The sequence below is a fragment of the Thermosynechococcus sp. FA-CM-4201 genome (assembly GCF_054689355.1).
The window spans coordinates 1,526,571-1,546,663 of sequence record NZ_CP079920.1 but is presented as its reverse complement, the minus strand read 5'-3'; the positions used below and the strand labels follow the sequence as shown (position 1 = coordinate 1,546,663).

At 54.5% G+C, this 20,093-nt stretch carries 19 protein-coding genes and 1 pseudogene; 11 read left to right on the top strand and 9 right to left on the bottom strand.

Annotated features, from left to right (window positions below; all coding sequences use genetic code 11):
- The first annotated feature begins 12 nt into the window (after positions 1-12).
- Both gcvH and KV190_RS07545 read left to right on the top strand, forming a co-directional pair.
- The gene (gcvH, locus tag KV190_RS07550) at positions 13-396 is read left to right on the top strand and encodes a glycine cleavage system protein GcvH (protein ID WP_460192645.1); all 384 of its coding nucleotides are present in this window, start codon (positions 13-15) and stop codon (positions 394-396) included.
- The gene (locus tag KV190_RS07545; protein ID WP_460192643.1) at positions 397-1,332 is read left to right on the top strand and encodes a branched-chain amino acid ABC transporter permease; all 936 of its coding nucleotides are present in this window, start codon (positions 397-399) and stop codon (positions 1,330-1,332) included.
- 10 nt (positions 1,333-1,342) lie between these two features.
- On the opposite strand, the gene KV190_RS07540 is transcribed toward KV190_RS07545, so the two are convergent.
- Together KV190_RS07540 and KV190_RS07535 are read right to left on the bottom strand one after the other, a co-directional pair.
- Complete coding sequence (locus KV190_RS07540) at positions 1,343-3,001, bottom strand: Ppx/GppA phosphatase family protein (protein WP_460192642.1); 1,659 nt, start codon at positions 2,999-3,001, stop codon at positions 1,343-1,345.
- Positions 3,002-3,111: 110 nt separating this feature from the next.
- Positions 3,112-3,843: a hypothetical protein gene (locus KV190_RS07535; protein ID WP_460192641.1), complete on the bottom strand. Its 732-nt coding sequence runs from the start codon at positions 3,841-3,843 to the stop codon at positions 3,112-3,114.
- 71 nt (positions 3,844-3,914) lie between these two features.
- On the opposite strand from KV190_RS07535, the gene KV190_RS07530 reads away from it, so the two are divergent.
- From KV190_RS07530 to KV190_RS07510, 5 genes are read left to right on the top strand one after another with little or no spacing between them, the layout of a single operon-like run.
- Complete coding sequence (locus KV190_RS07530; RefSeq protein ID WP_297048696.1) at positions 3,915-4,439, top strand: GNAT family N-acetyltransferase; 525 nt, start codon at positions 3,915-3,917, stop codon at positions 4,437-4,439.
- 34 nt (positions 4,440-4,473) lie between these two features.
- Positions 4,474-6,759, top strand: coding sequence for a phosphoribosylformylglycinamidine synthase subunit PurL (gene purL, locus KV190_RS07525; protein WP_460192640.1), 2,286 nt, complete (start codon positions 4,474-4,476; stop codon positions 6,757-6,759).
- The gene (gene purF / locus KV190_RS07520; protein WP_460192639.1) at positions 6,760-8,208 is read left to right on the top strand and encodes an amidophosphoribosyltransferase; all 1,449 of its coding nucleotides are present in this window, start codon (positions 6,760-6,762) and stop codon (positions 8,206-8,208) included. It abuts the gene before it with no gap.
- Positions 8,205-10,055 (top strand): S9 family peptidase, encoded by a 1,851-nt coding sequence (locus KV190_RS07515; RefSeq protein ID WP_460192638.1) that lies wholly within the window; start codon positions 8,205-8,207, stop codon positions 10,053-10,055. The genes purF and KV190_RS07515 overlap by 4 nt, the downstream gene beginning before the upstream one ends.
- A gap of 7 nt (positions 10,056-10,062) precedes the next feature.
- Positions 10,063-10,713 (top strand): riboflavin synthase, encoded by a 651-nt coding sequence (locus tag KV190_RS07510; protein WP_460192637.1) that lies wholly within the window; start codon positions 10,063-10,065, stop codon positions 10,711-10,713.
- A 5-nt stretch (positions 10,714-10,718) separates the two neighbouring features.
- On the opposite strand, the gene tsf is transcribed toward KV190_RS07510, so the two are convergent.
- Complete coding sequence (gene tsf / locus KV190_RS07505) at positions 10,719-11,645, bottom strand: translation elongation factor Ts (protein ID WP_460192636.1); 927 nt, start codon at positions 11,643-11,645, stop codon at positions 10,719-10,721.
- 17 nt (positions 11,646-11,662) lie between these two features.
- On the bottom strand, positions 11,663-12,454 hold the full coding sequence (gene rpsB, locus KV190_RS07500; RefSeq protein WP_181496218.1) for a 30S ribosomal protein S2: 792 nt from the start codon (positions 12,452-12,454) through the stop codon (positions 11,663-11,665).
- A gap of 217 nt (positions 12,455-12,671) precedes the next feature.
- Between rpsB and KV190_RS07495 the strand changes: the two genes are divergently transcribed.
- Entirely contained in the window at positions 12,672-14,063 is a 1,392-nt protein-coding gene (locus tag KV190_RS07495) for a ParA family protein (protein WP_460192635.1), read from the top strand.
- Positions 14,064-14,155: 92 nt separating this feature from the next.
- Positions 14,156-14,365 (top strand): hypothetical protein, encoded by a 210-nt coding sequence (locus KV190_RS07490; protein ID WP_460192634.1) that lies wholly within the window; start codon positions 14,156-14,158, stop codon positions 14,363-14,365.
- On the opposite strand, the pseudogene KV190_RS07485 reads toward KV190_RS07490, so the two are convergent.
- Positions 14,346-15,614: pseudogene (locus KV190_RS07485) on the bottom strand (RNA-guided endonuclease InsQ/TnpB family protein). The gene KV190_RS07490 and the pseudogene KV190_RS07485 overlap by 20 nt on opposite strands.
- A gap of 90 nt (positions 15,615-15,704) precedes the next feature.
- On the opposite strand from KV190_RS07485, the gene KV190_RS07480 reads away from it, so the two are divergent.
- The gene (locus KV190_RS07480) at positions 15,705-15,935 is read left to right on the top strand and encodes a hypothetical protein (RefSeq protein ID WP_460192633.1); all 231 of its coding nucleotides are present in this window, start codon (positions 15,705-15,707) and stop codon (positions 15,933-15,935) included.
- A 37-nt stretch (positions 15,936-15,972) separates the two neighbouring features.
- On the opposite strand, the gene KV190_RS07475 is transcribed toward KV190_RS07480, so the two are convergent.
- The 4 genes from KV190_RS07475 to KV190_RS07460 are packed head-to-tail and all read right to left on the bottom strand — an operon-like array spanning position 15,973 to position 19,232.
- Positions 15,973-17,109, bottom strand: a complete 1,137-nt coding sequence (locus KV190_RS07475; protein ID WP_460192632.1) for an RNA-guided endonuclease TnpB family protein — start codon at positions 17,107-17,109, stop codon at positions 15,973-15,975.
- 1 nt (position 17,110) lies between these two features.
- Positions 17,111-17,698 (bottom strand): 4'-phosphopantetheinyl transferase family protein, encoded by a 588-nt coding sequence (locus KV190_RS07470; protein WP_460192631.1) that lies wholly within the window; start codon positions 17,696-17,698, stop codon positions 17,111-17,113.
- Position 17,699: 1 nt separating this feature from the next.
- Positions 17,700-18,137, bottom strand: a complete 438-nt coding sequence (locus tag KV190_RS07465; protein WP_460192630.1) for a hypothetical protein — start codon at positions 18,135-18,137, stop codon at positions 17,700-17,702.
- A gap of 60 nt (positions 18,138-18,197) precedes the next feature.
- Positions 18,198-19,232, bottom strand: coding sequence for a Gfo/Idh/MocA family protein (locus KV190_RS07460; protein ID WP_149819497.1), 1,035 nt, complete (start codon positions 19,230-19,232; stop codon positions 18,198-18,200).
- Between the two features lie 143 nt (positions 19,233-19,375).
- On the opposite strand from KV190_RS07460, the gene queC reads away from it, so the two are divergent.
- Complete coding sequence (gene queC / locus KV190_RS07455) at positions 19,376-20,077, top strand: 7-cyano-7-deazaguanine synthase QueC (RefSeq protein WP_460192629.1); 702 nt, start codon at positions 19,376-19,378, stop codon at positions 20,075-20,077.
- Positions 20,078-20,093 lie beyond the last annotated feature (16 nt).

Below are 20,093 nucleotides of genomic sequence, written 5' to 3'. Positions count from 1 at the left end.
TTGGAATCTGCTATGACGCTCACCTACCCTGACGATCTGCAATATCTCGACAGCCATGAGTACCTGCGCCTTGAGGGCGATACGGCCACCCTCGGCATTAGTGCCTTTGCCGTCGATCAACTGGGGGATATTGTCTTTGTTGAGTTGCCTGCCGTTGGCGATGCCCTAGAACCCGGCGAACGCTTTGGAACCATTGAGTCGGTCAAGGCCGTTGAGGATCTCTATGCGCCCCTCGCAGGAACCGTGATTGAGGTCAATCAGGCGGTCATTGACAACCCCGAGCAAATTGCTGCCGATCCCTACGGAGAGGGGTGGTTGGTGAAGGTGCAAGTCAGTACCCCCCCTACGGGACTCCTCTCAGCAGCGGATTATCGTGCCCTTGTGGAAGGCGCTTAAGTGGCAACGAACGCCCTGCAAATCCTTGTGGATGGATTGGCCACAGGGAGTGTTTATGCCATCTTTGCCCTCGGCTATACCCTTGTCTTCTCGATTTTGGGCATTATCAACTTTGCTCACGGTGCTGTTTTTGCCATTGGCGCTTATCTCACCTATGCCCTCTTGGGAGGCCGCTTTGGCTTTAATGGTCTGTTGGCCAATGGACAGCTTCCCGTTGCCTTACCCTTTGCGCTGGCCTTAGTTCTCAGTGCCCTTGGCTGTGGTCTGTTGGGGGTTGGCATTGATTGGCTGGTCTTTCGACCCTTGCGGCAACAGCGCGCCGATACCCTCTTGACCGTGGTGGCAAGCCTTGGGGCGGCTGTTCTCCTCACCAACCTGATCCAGTATTTGGTGGGTGCCGAAGTCTATACCTATCCCGATCAACTCTGGGGGGGATTGCCCCTTACCCTGCGACTGGGGGACATTGCCCTGCGCACCAGTCAGTTTGTCATCTTTGCCGTGGCCGTGGTCTTGATGATTGCCCTGACCTATTGGGTCAAAGGGACGCGCATGGGCAAAGGATTACAAGCCGTGGCCGAAAATCCGACTGCTGCGACATTACTGGGCATTGATAGCGATCGCATTATTCAAGTGACGTTTTTTGTCAGCAGTGCCCTAGCGGCTGTTGCTGGCACCCTCGTTGCCTTGAGTGTCGGGATTACAGGGCCACAGTTTGGCGTGATCTTTGGCCTCAAGGGGTTAGCGGTGATTGTTCTGGGGGGGCTAGGGAGCTTACCGGGGACGATGTTGGCGGGCTTTTTGCTGGGACTGGTGGAGGCAATGGTGCCGGCGGCTGCTTCGGGGTTTCGGGATGCTGCGGCCTTTGCGATTCTCTTTCTGGTGCTGCTTGTGCGCCCCCAAGGACTGTTGGGGCAGCCCCCAGTGGAAAAAGTTTAAGGCTGTTGAATTAGTAGTTGACTGCTGTGGCTAGAACCGTACTACTGGCGGGCACCAATTCCACCTTCAAACTGACGCCAAATTGAGTTTCAAAGGGTTCTTTTTTGTAGTTGACACTCCAAATTTCCAACTCACAGCGATCGCTCGGATCTGCCGGGTGCACCTGCACACAAAACTCCCGCTGCGGGGCACGCCACTCACAGGTAATATGATCCACCGCCCCGATTTGCCGCCGATCCAAGGCCGAAGCCAACCGTAGAATGGCACTCAGTTGCTCGACAATTTGCCGTTCGCGCCGTCCCACCAATTGACGGAAGTTCTCATGCTTTTTCTTGGGGGGGCTTTTGCGGTGATAGCGACAGAGGTTGGCAATGATTTCAATTTCCGTATCGGTGTAGCCCAGTAAGCCGCCGTGGCGCACAAGGTAGTAGGAATGTTTATGGTGGGCGGAATGGCTGACGTAGTGGCCAGCATTGTGCAGGATTGCCGCTGCCCAGAGGAGTTCCCGTTCCGCTTCTGTCCAGTTGTGGAGAACCCCTTGGGTGCGATCAAATAGCGTTAGGGCAAAATTAGCCACCCGTTCACTGCTGGCAAGATTGACGTGGAACTTTTGCGCCAAACTGTAGGTACTGCGCTGGCGGACGGAGCTTTGATAGCGAAGGCGGTCTTCAATCAGGCCGTGGGTGAGCATCCAGTCCACAATGATGCCTTCCCGCAGGGCGCGATCGCAGGTGATCAGGCTGGGTTGGCCAAGCATCTCCATGGCCTCGGCGAGAATTACTGCCCCCGCAACAATAATTTCGGCGCGCCGCTCCGACATCCCCAAGAGTTGACAGCGCTGGCTAAAGTTCAGTCGCCGCAATTTGGCCACCAGTGCCTTTAAGTCCTCTAGCGTCAGTTCATAGCCGCGTAGGGAGGGGGGGCAAGCACCAAGGCGATCGCAGGTGTGAATCATCATCAGGCTTTCAATCGTGCCTGAGGTACCCACAAATTGCGGTTTTTCATGGGGGCCGAGCTGCTGCCGCAGATCTTCAACGGCACGATCCAACATTCCCCGTACATAGGCGCGTAGGGCTGCGTAATCTTGATCGCTAATGGGATCGCTTTTGACAAATAAATCCGTCAGGCGTACTGCCCCCACCTTGGTACTGCTGAGGTAGCGGGGTTCATGGCCATCCCCCAAGATTAACTCTGTGGAGCCACCGCCAATGTCAATGATGATGTGGGGCTTGCCGTTGAATTCTAGTCCCGAGAGCACCCCCAAGTAGATGCGCCGCGCTTCCTCTTCGCCGGAAATGAGATCAATGGTCAGGCCGGTTTCTGCCTTGACCCGCTCTAAAAACTCGCGACCATTGGGGGCTTCGCGCACAGCACTGGTGGCCACGCCAATAATTTCTTCCGCCTTGAGACCTGTGGCCAATTCGCGACAGCGGCGCAGGGTGGCGATCGCCCGATTCATGGCCTCTTCCGTCAGTTGCCCAGTAATTTGGCAGCGTTCCCCCAGCCGCACCATATCCTTTTCAGCAGCAATGATTTTGAAGCTGGGTAAGCTGGGCTGAATTTGCACCACAACCATGTGAATTGAGTTTGTCCCGACATCAATGGCCGCCAGAATGCGATCGCTGAGGTTCACCGGTCGCCACAGGTGGAGATGTTGTTCAACTGTCATTGGACTTGTCATCGAGGGGACAAACATCCCCTATGGTACCCCAACTACAAACCTTTTCACGAGGCTGGAACAGACGTAAAAGGATGCAAGCCACGACGGTATCTCCTATTTCAGAAAAGGGCTGTATGTCCTGTTAAATGATCTTTGATTTTGGCAGCAATTCGTGAGCCTAAATAGTCGGGAATGACACTGCCATTGGGGCCTAGGAGATAGAGCAATAGCCGCACCCGCCCCTGCCAGAGCATAAAGTTGATATTCACCACCAGCAATTCCTCTTGCCAAATGGCATGCATCACCTTGTAAAGCAGCGCGGGATGATTCGCCGACTCCACCAAGAGTGCCGGCAGATGAAAGACCTGATCTTGGTAAAAGCTGGTGGTAATTTGCGGCAGGCCTTCGTTGAGGTTAAACTCCATTGCCAGCATCTCCTCAACAGCAAACTCCCCACTCAGGGTCTGTTGGAGGGCGCGGCGCACGCTTTCACTGCGTTTTTTGGTCAGGGGTTTGCCCTGCTCTGAGAGCACCAGTTTGACAAACACCAGCATCGGCGGTCGCACATGGCCATAGAGCGAGACATTGTGAATCGTCAGCTTGTAGGCGGCCATCACCCCAAAAAGATCACTGAGCAGATAGGAGTGATTGCGGTGGGCAAAGTGGAGAACGGAGCGATCGCCCTCGGGGACAATCTGAATCACCGCCTGATTCGTACGATGAATTTGAAAGCCCAACTTGAGGTTTTGCAGTTGGACATCCCGACCAACAAATTGCTCATAAAAGTCCGGAAAGGAGCGGTTGAATCGCTTCAGGACATCAAGGTTGCGCAGTTGAAAATCGGAAACCATGGGTGAGAGTCGCTATACTATAGCCTAGGCCGGGTTACACTTGGTCGTTTCCCCATCTCCAGCATACTTGCATGAGCTTCTGGAAATCGCTGTTCAATTCGCAACCGACTGCCAGCGCCACCACGACGTCCCCTAGTTTAGGTTCTCAGGTAGAGCGGGACAATGGCAGCGAAAGCCAAATTATTTTCAGCAAAGAAAAAGATATTGATGTCTATGAACTCGAAGAACTTTGTGATGCGGTCGGCTGGTCGCGCCGTCCCATTCGCAAGGTGAAAAAAGCAATTCAGCATAGCTTTTTGGTGATCTCGATGTGGGAGCAGCGGGGTGCCTATCGCCGTCTGATTGGCTTCTCCCGTGCCACCTCTGATCATGCCTTTAATGCCACGATTTGGGATGTGGTGGTGCACCCCGAATTTCAGGGGCGGGGTCTGGGCAAAGAATTAATGCGGCAAATTATCAAAGAACTGCGCAGCGAGGACATCAGCAACATTACCCTCTTTGCCGATCCCCATGTTGTCGACTTTTACCGTCAGTTGGGTTTTCGTCCCGATCCCGAGGGGATTAAGGGGATGTTTTGGTACCCCAATTCCCGCTAGGCTCGATAATCAATAACGTAGCTGAAATAATCCTATGAGCCAAACGCCCCTCGTCACTGCGGCTGAGATTGCTGCTGAAGGTCTCAAGCCCCAAGAATACAGCGAAATTGTCCGCCGCCTTGGTCGCCATCCCAACCGCGCGGAATTGGGCATGTTTGGGGTGATGTGGTCAGAGCATTGCTGCTACAAAAACTCCCGTCCCCTGCTCAAGCAGTTTCCCACCCAAGGGCCACGGGTGCTCGTCGGTCCCGGTGAGAATGCCGGCGTGGTGGACTTAGGGGATGGCTTGCGCCTTGCCTTTAAGATTGAGTCCCACAACCATCCCTCGGCCATTGAACCCTTTCAGGGGGCAGCCACTGGCGTGGGGGGAATTTTGCGGGATATTTTCACGATGGGGGCACGTCCCATTGCCCTGCTGAACGCCCTGCGCTTTGGCGATCTCAAGGAAGCCAAAACCCAACAATTGGTGAAAGGCGTTGTGGCGGGTATTGCCCACTATGGCAACTGTGTCGGTGTGCCTACGGTGGGGGGTGAGGTCTATTTTGACCCTTGCTATGCCGGTAACCCCTTGGTGAATGCCATGGCCTTGGGCCTCATGGAAACCCCAGAAATTGTCAAGTCGGGAGCGAGTGGCATTGGCAATCCGGTGCTGTATGTGGGATCCACAACGGGTCGTGATGGCATGGGGGGGGCGAGTTTTGCCAGTGCTGAACTCACCGATGAATCAATGAGCGATCGCCCCGCCGTCCAAGTGGGGGATCCCTTCATGGAAAAATGCCTCATTGAAGCCTGTCTGGAAGCCTTTCAAACGGGGGCAGTGGTGGCCGCCCAAGACATGGGGGCAGCGGGCTTGACCTGCTCGACCTCGGAAATGGCTGCCAAAGGCGGTGTCGGCATTGAACTGGATTTAGATAAAGTGCCCGTACGCGAACAGGGGATGGTGCCCTACGAGTTTCTACTCTCAGAATCCCAAGAACGGATGCTGTTTGTGGCGGCGCAAGGGCGGGAAGCAGAACTAATTGAGATTTTCCACCGTTGGGGCTTGCAGGCGGTGGTTGTGGGTCGCGTCATTGCTGAACCCGTCGTGCGGGTGCTTTACCGGGGCGAGGTGGCCGCAGAGGTGCCTGCCCGTGCCCTTGCTGAAGATACCCCCCTCTATGAGCGACAGTGTCCTAGTGAGCCGCCCGCCTATGTGCAACAGGCGCGGCAATGGTCGGTGGATCAATTGGCGCTACCGGCGCGATCGCCCGCGGAGATCTTGCTGACTCTGCTTGCCACCCCCAGTATTGCTTCCAAGGCATGGGTCTATCGGCAGTACGATCACGAGGTGCAAAACAACACCCTAATTTTCCCCGGCGATGCCGATGCAGCGGTAATTCGCCTGCGGGGGACTCCAAAAGGGATTGCGGCAACCGTGGATTGCCCCAGCCGCTATGTGTATCTGGATCCCTACGAAGGGGGCAAAGCAGCCGTGGCCGAAGCCGCCCGTAATCTGAGTTGTGTTGGGGCAGAACCTCTGGCTGTTACCGATAACCTCAACTTTGGCAGTCCAGAAACCCCCGTGGGGTACTGGCAGTTGGCCCATGCCTGCCGAGGTCTGGCCGAGGCTTGTCGTGCCCTACAAACGCCGGTCACCGGGGGCAATGTCTCCCTCTACAACGAAACGATTGATAGCAATGGCCAGCCACAGCCCATTTATCCGACCCCTGTGGTGGGGATGGTGGGGTTGATTCCCGATGTGCAGCGGGTTGTCGGTCAGGGCTGGCGATCGCCCGGGGATGCCATTTACCTATTGGGGTTGCCTCTGACCACGCCCTTGAGTGATCCGCGCCTGAGCCTCGGTGGGTCGGAATACCTTGCCCAGATCCATGGCCTTGTGGCGGGGCGTCCGCCTCAGATTGATTTAGACCTGGAGCAGCGCGTGCAGGCGGTCTGCCGCTATGGCATTCAGCAGGGGTGGGTTGCCAGTGCCCACGATCTCAGTGAGGGGGGCTTGGCCGTGGCCTTGGCGGAAAGCTGTCTCAGTGGCCAACGGGGGGCAACGATTCAATTGCCAGCGGGCACCTATCCGCGCTGGGATGTGCTGCTGTTTGCTGAGGGGGGGGCGCGCATTCTGGTTTCGGTGCCGCCAACGGCACAGCCGATGTGGGAAGCCTATGTGCAGGCGCAATTACCTGATGCTTGGACACGCCTAGGGGTTGTTAATGGTGAACATACAGAACTGTGTATTGACACCTGTGACAATTCTCCGCTCATCAGGGTTACGATGGAAGAGTTAGCTCATGCGTGGCGATCGCCCCTGCCGAAGTATTTGGACTAAATGACAGAACAACAATTTGCTGATAAGCCGGAAGAAGCCTGTGGTGTGTTTGGGGTCTATGCCCCCGGGGCGGATGTGGCTCGCCTTGCCTACTTTGGTCTCTATGCCCTGCAACATCGAGGTCAGGAATCGGCTGGAATTGCCACATTTGCCGGTGACACCGTCCACTGTTACAAGGATATGGGCTTGGTCTCCCAAGTCTTTGATGAAGAGATTCTTGGACGGCTGGTAGGCAATTTGGCTGTCGGCCACAACCGCTACTCGACCACGGGTTCCAGTCGCATTGTCAACGCCCAACCAGTGGTGGTGGAAACTCGCCTAGGGCCTTTGGCTTTAGCCCACAACGGCAACTTGGTGAATACCTACGCTCTACGGGAACAAGTCCTAGCCTGTGATGCCCCTACGGCGGTCTTGGCAAGCACAACGGATTCGGAACTCATTGCCTGGGCGATCGCCCAAGCGGTAGCCACGGGTCAATCCTGGTCAGAGGGGATGATTACGGCGGCGCAACAGTGCCAAGGGGCTTTTAGTCTAGTCATGGGTACCCCAGCGGGATTGTTTGGGCTGCGGGATGCCCACGGCATTCGTCCCCTAGTGATTGGCCGCCTGACGATCGAAGGGACGCCCCACTATGTCCTTGCTTCGGAGACCTGCGCCCTCGATATCATTGGTGCTGACTATGTGCGGGATGTAGAGCCGGGGGAACTCGTCCACATTACTGCCGAAGGCATTGGCAGTGTGCAATGGGCAGAATCCCAACGCAAGCTGTGTATCTTTGAGATGATTTACTTTGCCCGCCCCGATAGTGTCATGCAGCGGGAGAGCCTCTATAGCTACCGCCAGCGCCTAGGGTACCAGTTGGGGCGTGAAGCTCCCGCCGATGCTGATGTGGTGATTGCTGTGCCCGATTCGGGTGTGCCAGCGGCCATTGGCTTTTCCCAAGCAACGGGGGTGCCCTATGCCGAAGGCTTGATTAAAAATCGCTATGTGGGGCGCACGTTTATTCAGCCCACCCAGTCAATGCGGGAGTCGGGAATTCGGATGAAGCTGAATCCGCTGCGGGATGTGCTGATGGGACAGCGGGTGGTGATTGTGGATGACTCGATTGTGCGGGGCACCACGAGCCGTAAAATTGTTAAGGCGCTGCGGGATGCCGGGGCGGTGGAAGTTCACATGCGCATTTCTTCGCCCCCTGTCACGCATCCCTGCTTCTATGGCATTGACACCGATACCCAAGATCAACTAATTGCCGCCACCAAGTCCGTGGCTGAGATTGCTGCTCAGATTGGTGTGGATTCCCTGAGTTACCTGAGTTGGCAGGGGATGATTGCCGCCACCTACGATACGGGCGATCGCTTTTGTTCCGCCTGTTTTACGGGCAAGTACCCGATTAGCATCCCGGAGCCAGTGAAGCGGCAAAAGTTGGTGCTTGAGCAAATTCCCCAATGAGTCTGGACTACGGTCACTGGCCTTCCATCCTCTCTGCCGTCGAAGTCAGTGCTGCGGCCACCAGTATCAGTGAATTGCGCGCCACTCCCCTAGGTCTGGTGTGGTTAGAGCGGCGTCCCCAAGAAAAGGGGCGAGTCGTGCTGGTGCGTCAAGGGCAAGAACTGTTGGCTGCCCCCTGGAGTGCGCGATCGCGCGTGAATGAGTATGGTGGCGGTGCCTACTGGTGCCACGGTGATCAAATTTACTTTGTCAATGACGCCGATCAGGGAATCTATGCCCTTGGGGAACCCAGCCCTCAGTTGATCTACCAAGCGGCGAATACGCGCTTTGCTGATGGCTGCGTTGATCCTTGGCGCGATCGCCTGCTGTGTGTTGAAGAGGCGCATTTTCCAGAGGGGAGATCTCAGCAGTCCCTTGTCGCCATTTCCCGATCGGGGGAGCGAACTTCCCTAATCACGGGGGCTGGTTTCTATGCTGCGCCACGCTTGAGTCCAGAGGGCCATACCCTTGTCTGGTTGCAATGGTCAGCACCGCAGATGCCTTGGGATGGCTGTGAACTGTGGGGAGCCATGGTCAATAGTGACGGTTCCCTTGGTACCCCCTACCGCATCGCTGGCAGCAGTGAGGAATCGGTGCAGCAACCCCAATGGCAGGGAGAAATCCTCTACTACATCAGCGATCGCTCTGGCTGGTGGAATCTCTATCGTTACCATGATGGCCACCATGACCCCGTCTGGCAGGCCAGTTATGATGCCGGTGTGCCCCTGTGGGTCTTTAGTCAATCCACCTATGCCCTTGTGAACGCTGAAACGGCAGTTTTAACCTATAGCGATCGCGGGCTATGGCGGCTGGCAGTGGTTTCCCTAGCTACAGGTGAGTGGCAAACTGTCCCGACGGACTACACGGAGATTCACTCCCTTGTTCGGGTGAGCGATCGCGCCGTTGCCTTGATTGGCAGTTCGCCCCTGTTGCCCCCCCATATTGTGCAGTTCAATCTGGATGACCGTACCACGACACCGCTGCAACCCATTGCTTCTCCCCTACCGCTGGCGTGGATTTCGCAGCCCGAGGTGATCGAATTTCCGACAAGTGACAGCGCAACTGCCTACGGCTTTTTCTACCCGCCCCAAAATCCCCAAGTGCAGCCTTCGGCAGACTCACACCCCCCCTTAATTGTGAGATGTCATGGGGGGCCAACGGCAGCCAGTGGCACGGGTCTCGATTTGCGCATCCAGTTTTGGACAAGTCGCGGCTTTGCGGTGTTGGATGTCAATTATCGTGGTAGTACTGGCTATGGTCGCGCCTATCGCAATGCCCTGCGGGGACAGTGGGGGGTGGTGGATGTGGCGGATTGTAGAGCAGGGGCAGAGTATCTGGTGGCTCAAGGACGAGTGGCTGGCGATCGCTTGGCGATTCGTGGCAGCAGTGCCGGCGGCTATACCACCCTGTGTGCCCTGACCTTTACCACAACCTTCCATGGGGGGGCGAGTTACTACGGCATTGGCGATCTCATTAGCCTGCTCAAGGAGACCCATGCCTTTGAAGCCCATTATTTTGATCAACTGATTGCGCCCTATCCTGAAGGGGCAGACCTCTACCGCCAGCGATCGCCCCTCTACCATACGGATCGCCTCACCTGCCCAGTGATTTTCTTTCAGGGACTTAAGGATGTGGTCGTTCCCCCTAGCCAAGCGGAGCAGATGGTGGCTGCCCTTCAGGCCAAGGGTATTCCCGTCGAGTACTACACCTTTGCTGAAGAGGGGCACGGCTTCCGCCAAAGCAGTACGATCGCCACCGCCCTTGAGGCAGAATTGAAGTTTTATCAAAGGTATTTACTCAAAGGCTAGAAGAACAATGTTTACGGGTATTATTCAGGCGATCGGTGTGCTCCAGCAACGCTCCGAGTCCCAGTTGGCGATTACTGCGACCGCTGCCCCGTTTCTTAGGGACATAGCCATTGGCGATAGTATTGCCGTTGAGGGTGTCTGCCTGACAGTGGAAACCTTTGATGCCACGGGGTTTACGGTCAGTGTCTCTCCGGAAACGTTGCAACGCACCACATTGGCGGCCAAAGCAGCAGCAGGCGCAATGGTGAACCTAGAACCTGCCCTACGAGTTGGGGATAAGGTGGGGGGGCATTTTGTGACCGGTCATGTGGATGGTGTCGGCACCCTACTGGCGATCGCCCCCACAGGCAGCAGTTGGGAATTCACCTTCTCTGCCCCTGAAGCAGTGGCAACCTACATTATCCCCAAGGGCAGTATTGCCATCAATGGCATTAGCCTCACCGTTGCCCATTGCAATGAAAAAGGGGATGAATTCAGCATTGCTGTCATCCCCCATACCTATGCAGAAACCACGTTGCAATTTCTTAGGGTTGGCGATGGCGTGAACCTAGAGGCGGATCTGTTGGGCAAATATACCCGCAAGTTTCTCCAGCCCCAAGACACCTCAACCGCAGTCGAAATTGACCTCGCCTTTCTCCAAGCCCATGGCTACGCCTAGGGACATTATTTTTTCTTCTTGGTGGTGCGAGACTTGCCACCGGATTTTTTGGTAGCGGCACCAAATCCCTTGCTTTCAGCCGCAGGTTCAGCGACGGGTTCAGGACTTTCGGCAGCAGGCTCAGCGACGGGTTCCGCCGTCTGCTCAGAAACTGCGACAGGTTCTGGGGCTGGCTCTTCAGTTGTCGTTTCCGCTGCTGGCTCAGGGGCACTCACTTCAGGTGGGGCGGTTTCGGCCACTTCTGCAGGTGCTTCGGCAGCTTTTGCGGCAGTACTCATGGCTTGGGTTTGGGCAGCCACCTCTTCAGCAAGGTTGGTTTCTTGCTTCTCAATCCCCTCACCGAGAACAAAACGTTGGAAGCGGCGAATCTGGATATTTTCCCCCAGTTCGGCAATGTGCTCTTTCACCAACTCTTCAACGGTCTTAGACTGATCGCGGATAAAGGGCTGGTTGAGCAAGCACAGCTCTTTGAGGGTTTTCTCCAATTTGCCAGCAACAATTTTCTCCTTGACTTCGGGGGGTTTCCCTTTCAGGGCATCGGAGCCAAGGGCAATTTGGCGTTCTTTTTCCTTGTACTCAGCGGGAATATCATCCACTGAGACAAATTCCACATTGGGGCAAGCGGCAATTTGCTTGGCAATGTCTTGGACAAGGGCTTTGAATTTCTCGTTGCGAGCGACAAAGTCGGTTTCACAGTTTACCTCCACCAGCACGCCAATGCGCCCGCCGGTGTGAATGTAGCTATCCACCAGACCTTCACTGGTGACGCGCCCGGCCTTTTTACCCGCAGAGGCTAGACCCTTTTGCCGCAACCAAGCAATGGCGGCTTCCATATCGCCGTTGGATTCCTGCAAGGCTTTCTTGCAGTCCATCATGCCGGCACCGGTTTTGTCCCGCAGTTCTTTGACTAGTTTGGCTGAAATCTCTGCCATGATCTGTTCCTCAAGGATTAAGCGTCAGAGTCATCTGGAATATCTAGGGCTTCAGCATCACCATCGTCGCTGGCGGTCATCCCATCGTCGTCCTCATCAGCGAGATCCGCTTCCGGTTCGTCCAACTGACCATGGCGGCCTTCGTAAATGGCATCGGCTAGTTTACCCACAATCAGCTTAATCGAACGGATGGCATCATCGTTAGCAGGAATGGGAATATCCACTTGGTTGGGGTCACAGTTGGTATCTAGCAGCGCCACGATCGGAATTCCCAATTTGTGGCACTCGGCAACGGCGTTGTATTCCCGCTTGACATCAACAATAATCGCGACATCGGGCAGCCGCCGCATCTGTTTAATCCCGCCAAGGTATTTCTGTAAGCGTGCCAGTTCTCGCCGCAGGGCTGAGGCCTCCTGTTTTGGCCGCAGATCAATGAGGCCATTTTCCTCCATGCTTTCTAATTCTTTGAGGCGATCGACACGGGTTTTGATGGTATTCCAGTTGGTGAGCATCCCCCCCAGCCAGCGCTGGTTGACGTAGTAACTACCGCAGCGGAGCGCTTCCTGTTCGACAATGCCGGCGGCTTGACGCTTGGTACCAATAAACAAAAAGCGTTTGCCTTTTTCAGCAGCGTTGCGGATGTAGTTGTAGGCTTCATCCACGAGTTGGGCGGTTTGCACGAGGTCAATGATGTGCACCCCATTGCGAACCGTGAAGATGTAGGGTGCCATCCGGGGGTTCCAGCGGCGGGCTTGGTGGCCAAAGTGAACCCCTGCCTCCAGCATTTGGGCAAGGCTAAGAACTGCCATTGAGTTGTACTCCTATGGGTTAAACAACCATCCGTCCATCATCCGGTGAGGACACCCAAGGGGACGAATGTGAAAGATTTGCAGATTTACTATCATAGCCAATGATCAAGGCCGTTGGAAAGCCCAATCCACAGCGATTTGGTAGCGTCGTGATCTTGACGCTCGGGGGTGGCCAACCTATTCTGAAAGATTCAAGACGGCTGGGTGGTGCTTAACGTTGGATATTTCCCGCTTGCGATCGCAATGGCAACAAATTCACGGTGACGAAACCTCTGAAGCCGTTATTGAGCAGCACTTTGTGCAACCGCTCCTGAGCGTGTTGGGCTTTGGCGATCGCGATCGCCTCTCTTCTTTTGACACCGGTATGGGCATTGCCGATGTGGCCGCCCGGTTTCCCCGCGAGCATCAGCCTCCTTTTTGTCAAACTCCAGTTGACCCCGATTTAATTGTGGAGATTAAACCCCCTGCCCGTCGCTCCCGCAATACCCCCAGTCAAACCGTGGCCTTGAACCTTGAGAATGGGTCTGCCCATCATAGCCGCGCGCTGCAACAACTCCGCCAACTTCTCAGGGGTTGCCATTGCCAAGGAACTGCTTGGGGGTTGATCACCAATGCTCGCCATCTACAGCTTTTTCAACGCCATGGCCACTTGGTCTATCCAGTGACGCCCAACTATGAACTGACGGGCGATCGCCTTGAGAGCATTATCGAAGACCTCAAAACCTGCTTGGGATCGCGCCCCCGTGCCACCACCCTCTGTCTCTACAACCACAAGGGGGGAGTGGGCAAAACCACCACCACGATTAACTTGGGTGCCACCCTTGCTGTGGCTGATGCCGCTGTCTTGCTGGTTGATTGTGACCCCCAAGGGGATCTCAGCCGCGCCCTTGAGCTAACCCCCACCAGTACGACCCTTGCGGCTTGTCTGCAAAACCCTGATGAGCCGATTACGGCTACAATTCGCCCCTTTGACCTGCGCATCCGCACCAGCAGCAGTATCAAATCTGCCCATATTTTTGATGTCATTCCCGCTGCGCCACAACTGCAAAGCATCCTCATTCAGGCGATGCAAACCCAACATCCACCCATTACCCGCCTGCGGGAACTCCTCGCCCCTTTGCGCGATCGCTACGACTACATCCTCATTGACTGCCCCAGTGCTTGGCTCTTTTTAAGTAAGAGCGCTGTGTATGCCAGTGACGCCGTTTTGATTCCCACCCGCCACACCGATCTCTCCTCCCTCAACAATGCCGCTCAGGTGATTCACCAATTTCTCTTTAATGAAATTCACACATTGCGCCGCGAAGGCGGGCCCCTTCCTTTGCCTATTTTCTTTAATGGTGCTCCCACAACCGACAAGGCAATGGCTGTTGCCCAAGCAGAAATTGAACGGATTCTCCAGAAACTCCCCCACCTCACTCCCTACTTTTGGCCACAGTATCAAGCCAATGACACAAGTGTATTTGCCATTCCTGAATATGCCATTATTTCCCGTGCCGCCTTTGCCCGTGTCCCTGCTGTCTTCAAAGATAAGCGCGTCTTAGGCTTCTATCAGGCATTGGTGCAGACCTATCTTCGCCCCTTAGCTCCTGCCAATGACCTCCCCTAACCGCCAACCTTCCTAACAGAATTTATAAAAAATCTGAAAACAGAAATTGCTTGCCCCCCTAAAATGAAATTACTCCTCCCTGAGCAGCCGTCATGACCGAGCCTGTCACCGAGTCCCAACTGACTGAAGTTCTGGAAACTGTGAAAGCCATCCAGTCACAACTGACGGAACTCACCCTTGAAGTGAAGGTAGGGCAAGCAGAAATCCGTGAAAAATTTAACACTATTGATCAGAAATTCAACATCGTCGATCAGAAGCTCCAAGCAGTGACATTCTCCTTCACTAACCTAAAGGTATCGTGAAAGCTTCCAACATCGCTATCGGAATTTCCTGCTTCACAGGCTGGGTAACCCCGAGGCCTCCACAGGCAGACACCGTGAGTCCCACGGTGTGTAAGGCACGTTTCAGAATCACTCTCGCCGAGTTGCAGTCTCTTGTGGTACTCAGCCCACAGGCACAGCGATGCTCCCTATCAGCGAGAGTCTTGGGAACAGTTGCGCCACAGTTTGCACACTCTTGTGATGTGCCTTGCGGGTTGACCTTCACCATCCAGACGCCGCATTTGACTGCCACTGCTGCCAGAATCGTGAGGAACTGACCCAAGGCCGCATCCAAGATCGATTTCGCTAGCTTACTTCTAGCCAGCCCTCGGATGTTCAGGTCTTCCACTCCGATTAAGTCGTATCTTCGGCATAGTTGATAGGCCTCCTTGTAGTGAAAGTCTTTTCTTTGCCTCTTGAGGTGCAAATGCAGTCTGGACACCTTCGCACGTGACTTCTAATAGTTGGCAGACCCCCTCTGCTTACGGCTCAGTTGCTTCTGTCTTCTGGCTAATACTCTCTCCGACCGCTGATAAAACTTCGGGGGAGAGACTTCTTCTCCTTGAGCAGTCACCAAGAAACTGTTCAATCCCAAGTCAATGCCAGTGGCGTTTTTGATCTCGAATTTAGCCTTTGGAGCAGGCGCGGACACGGTCTTGTTTTCTAGGGTGATGCACACATACCAGCCATGCGCTCTCTGGACAACAGTACAGGTTTTGGGCGTAAATCCCTCTGGCAAAGGACGGTGCAAAATGATGGGCATCTCACCTATCTTGCTGAACTTGATGGTCTGTCCCGTGATGTGCACACCGGCTTTTGGACAGTTGACTCTTGGAAACGTGAATGAGCGGGGTTCCCCTGCTTTCTTAAACTTGGGTCTGCCAGCCCGTTTGCCAGTGGCATCAGGAAATAACCAACGCTGCCATGCCTTCTCTAATCTGAGTAAGGTCTGTTGTTGTACCTCGTGATAAATCTGTTTGTACTCAGGAAATAATTCTTTGGTCTGTTTCAGTTGCGCTGATTGAGAGTAGTAGGTTGGACATTCAGGAATCTCGCCTATCGGCTGAGAAATTAAAGAGCATCGATCAATGAAGCAGCGAGTGCGATGCAACCAATCGAATCTTTGTCCCAAGCCGTAGTTCCAGTGTCGCCGTAGCAGCTCTAGCCAGAGTAGCAGCACAGCTTCTTGGTCGTTGTTAGGTTGGATGCGGTACTCGTAGGTGAGAATCATGCTGTCGATTATAGTCTGAATCTCAAGGACAGAACCGCAATTCCCCGTGCCACTCAGCGACGCTATAGTGGTAGTCCCCTTGCGAAGTTTATGATGGAAGCCACCATTAACGAAAAATTCAAGACTATTGGCGAAAAATTTAACACAATGGAGGCCAAAATCGAGGCTGTGCGATTAGAAGTACAGACCAATCGTGAACAATTGGTGGAGTTGGGTAAACGCCAAAGTGCAACGGACAATCGCCTTTGGGCATTACTGGTGGTGCTTCTTTTAATGGTGGCGGGACTTCTGGCCAAGATTACGCTGTTTGATCAAGTGTAAACTTCCCACCGACTAAAGTCGGGGGCTTTCAGTAGCCCTAGGCCATTGGGCAAGCCAAATAGCCTGAACTTCCAGCGAGCATTACGGACTCGCCCAATAAGGCAATCACAGAGGCACCATTCAGATCAGCATCACCAACCCAGCCACAATGACCACAAGCAAACTGTTTGCCATTTCGATAGGACCGACAAGGATCAGGATGAATATGCAGGCATCGATGGCAAGTTTGGCTGGTATACGCTGGATTGACCATCACCCACCTCACGCCGTCTCGCAGACATTTGTACTCAATAAACTGCCGCAACTGATAGAACGACCAGCTATTGGAGCGTCTGCGTTCGGTTTTGCTTCGGGGTTGCTGATTCAGGCGCTCGCGAATTCCCGTCAAGTCCTCAATCGCGATCACCGCATTGAGTGCTTTGGCTTCACGGACAATCGCCGCACTGATCGAATGGTTGAGCCACTGTTGAAAGCGTTGTTCTTTACCCGCCAGCCGTTTCAAGAGTTTTCGGCAAGACCGCCGCGAACTTCTTGTGCCCTGCGAGGCTCGTTTTTGAATCGATGCTCTCACTCGATGAAATTTATCTCGACGTTCGTTTAACTGATTCCCATCCCAACCTCCACCTGTACTGGTTTTAGCAATCTCTCGTCGCCCCAAGTCCACGCCAATGACGGTGCTCGGTTCAGAAGGTTCAGGAACCTCTTCGGTTATTTGGATGTGGATATAGTAGAAGCCATCCCGATGTTTGCATAACTGAGCCGATGTTGGCCTTCGCCCTCTCAACCTGTTCTTTTGATAATCACCCATATCAAGCTGAATGGTCTCTCGACCCTCCAACAGCGTCAGGCTCACCGCCCCATCTTTTTCCTTGAAGGTAAAGATGCGAGCATCATAATCTGCTGAAGTTGGCTTGAATTCTTGAACGGCTTTACCTTTCAGCTTGGCGGTCTTGCGGTTGGCTCCGACTCTGGCACAAACCCGAACCGCTTGATTAGCACTTAACCCAAACCGAGAACGAAGTTCCTGATAAACCTTGTTTTGAATGGTGATCTTATTCGTTACGGTTGGCTGAACGGTTTTGTTGGCAAAGTTGCAAGCATCTGCAGTCGTCTCTGTCTTTCTTCCCCGTACTAAAGTAACAGGGTTTCCAGAGATAAATCTGGTGAATCTCAATTTATTCCATCGCTTCTGGCTGAAAAAAGACACACTGGGGCGGGGTTGGCGTTAGCACAACGACACTGCCAATGGCGCGATCGCCCACGGGGAAACTGGCTGCCCAATGTTCTAAAGGCTGAGCTGCTGTCCGCTGCCATACCCCGATCCCCTGAGCCTTGAGCCATGCTTCATAGTATGTCCAAGCCTGTAGAAACGAGCGATCGCTCCCCTCTAATATCCTTTGTTGCAGAGCCGCCCCAAAAAACCGCCGACTAATGGCTGAACGCTGAGGACAGGGGCGCAATATTTCTACATCTACCCCTACAGCCGCCCGGCCACTCACGGCCAACACCGCTAAGTTGCCACTATGGCTCCAGTTAAATTCCAAGGCATCCAAATAGGGCTTACCCCCAGCGGTACGCGGTAGAGGCTTCTCGCCAAGATTCGGCTGATAGCGTCGTAAATAGGCGCGCAGGATAACCTCACGGGGCACATCAGGGGGAAGCGTTAACCACCAAAGATGCAAGGCATGGGAATCTAGGGGGAGATCAGGGTGTGGCGTCTGCCATTGAGGGGCAACAATCGGGGGTAGGGGGAAATCCCACACATTAAAGACTGAGGCGTTTTTTGAGCGACAATAGGTGAGTGCGGGGATTAATGGGGCTGCGGGGCAGCGGTAACTCAAAATTCGGCCAATTGGGCAGACTGGCACAAGGACAGTGCACAGGGGGCAGCCCGTGACAGGGTAGAGGCACAGGCATTTGGCAGCGGGCACAGGGGGTAATCTCCCAACAGTCGCTCAGTAGTTGCGTAATTGTCTCGGTCGTGTCTTCGAGAAAGCAGTCCCCTGCCTGACCAGAGATCACATAGGCCCAGCAGGCCTCAAAGGCTTGACTGTAGCGATCGCCCTGAAGGACAGGTTGCGGCAGCACCGTATGCGCTCCGCCCCAAATACAAAGCCGCTTGCCCAACTGAAACCAGTAGGCGAGATAGGACTTCACCTTTGCTTGGGCTGCCAAAAAGGCACAACCTTCCAGATCCGTCATTGACACAACCCTCGCTGCTGTACTTACTACCCTAGCGCAAGGAAACGAGGGCGATGCGTGCTAACGAATCAGTGCCGCCAAGGAGGCATCCAACTGCCCCCAACTGTGGCCATCAAGGGCTAACTGCTCAATGAGACTGGCCAAGCGCAACGCTTTGAGTGCCTGCTCCCCACCCACCGAGGGGGGTTGACCGCCACGGACACAGTTGACGAAGTGCTCCAACTCGGCATGGAGAGGTTCAATATTGCTCGTATAGACCTTCTCAATGAGGCCGTCTTGGCGGTAGAGGACTTGGCCATGATCGGCACTGCACGATGCCGTGGTTTTGCGGTGAATCAGAATCTCGTTTTTCAGGAAATCCGCCTCTGTGAGGGAATTTTTGCAGTGGGCGGCAATGCGCCGTTGCTTGCGGTGGGTGACTTTACTAGCAGTGAGAGTGGCAATAATGCCGTTGGCAAAGCCCAAGGTGGCGGTCACGTAGTCCAGATACCCAGAGTTGGCAGAGCGACTGCCTGCGGCCGTTAGGCGCACCACAGGGGAATTGGTGAGTTCCAAGAGCAGGTCAATGTCGTGGATCATTAAGTCGAGAACCACCGAGACATCATTGGCGCGATCAGAGTAGGGACTCATGCGATCGGCCTCAAGGGCAAGGATTTCCTCAGTGCGCAGAACTTTGCTCAGTTCTTGAAACGCGGGGTTAAATCGCTCAATATGCCCGACTTGGAGGATGCACTGGCACTCCGCTGCCGCGTTAACGAGGGATTCTGCTTCGCTAATACTGGCGGCAATCGGTTTTTCTACCAAGACATGTACCCCGTGGCGCAAGCAGGTAATGCCCACTTCATGGTGGAGACGGGTGGGCACGGCAATACACACCGCCTCAACGTGGGGCAACAAATCCACATAATTTTCAAAGAATTTCACCCGATATTTGCTAGCGGTATCAATGCCCCGCTCCAGATTCACGTCAGAGATGCCCACAAGTTCGACATCTTTGAGTAAACTCAAAACACGGGTGTGGTGCTGACCCATGTTGCCAACACCGATGACGCCAATGCGCAGTGGCTCGGGCTGGGGACGGACGGCAGAACTCATGTCTAGTTATTTCACTCCTCTACGCAACCGGGGAAGGGTTTGGTGTTGGCGATCGCCCGCCGTAAGTAAAAACTCACAGAATGAACATTTTCAGAAAGATGCTACCACAGCATTGCCAAATGTAAAGTTTTTGATAGACAGCTATGATGACGACACCAAAGGCCGTCGTGTTGCTCTCAGGGGGCTTAGACTCCAGCACCGTGTTATTTCGTGCCAAGGCACTGGGTTATGCTTGCTATGCCCTTTCCTTTGACTATGGGCAGCGCCATCAGCGGGAATTAGAAGCCGCGATCGCCATTGCCAGCGCCGCCGGCGTGATTCAGCATCAAATGGTCTCCTTGAATTTGCAGTTGTGGGGCGGCTCCGCCTTGACCGATTTAACGATTGACTTGCCTCGCGATCGCGATCTGGCCACCATGAGCCAAGAAATTCCCGTTACCTATGTCCCCGCCCGCAATACGATTTTCTTGAGTGTCGCCCTTGCCTATGCCGAAGCCCTAGGGGCCCAAACCGTTCATATTGGCGTCAATGCCCTCGATTACTCTGGCTATCCCGACTGTCGCCCTGATTATATTGCCGCGATGCAGGAGGTCTATCGCCTAGGTACCAAGCAGGGGCGCGAAGGCCAGCCCATTGAAATTGTCACCCCCCTCATTGAACTTCATAAAAAAGACATCATTCGTCTGGGGAATGAGTACGGCGTTCCTTGGGAAAAAACATGGTCCTGTTATAGCGATGGCGAACAGGCCTGTGGTCGCTGCGACGCCTGTCGATTGCGTTTAGCGGCCTTTGCCGAGTTGGGTTTAGTCGATCCCTTGCCCTACGCAGTTCACCCCCCGCTCTAGGTTCGGTAAATCCCCC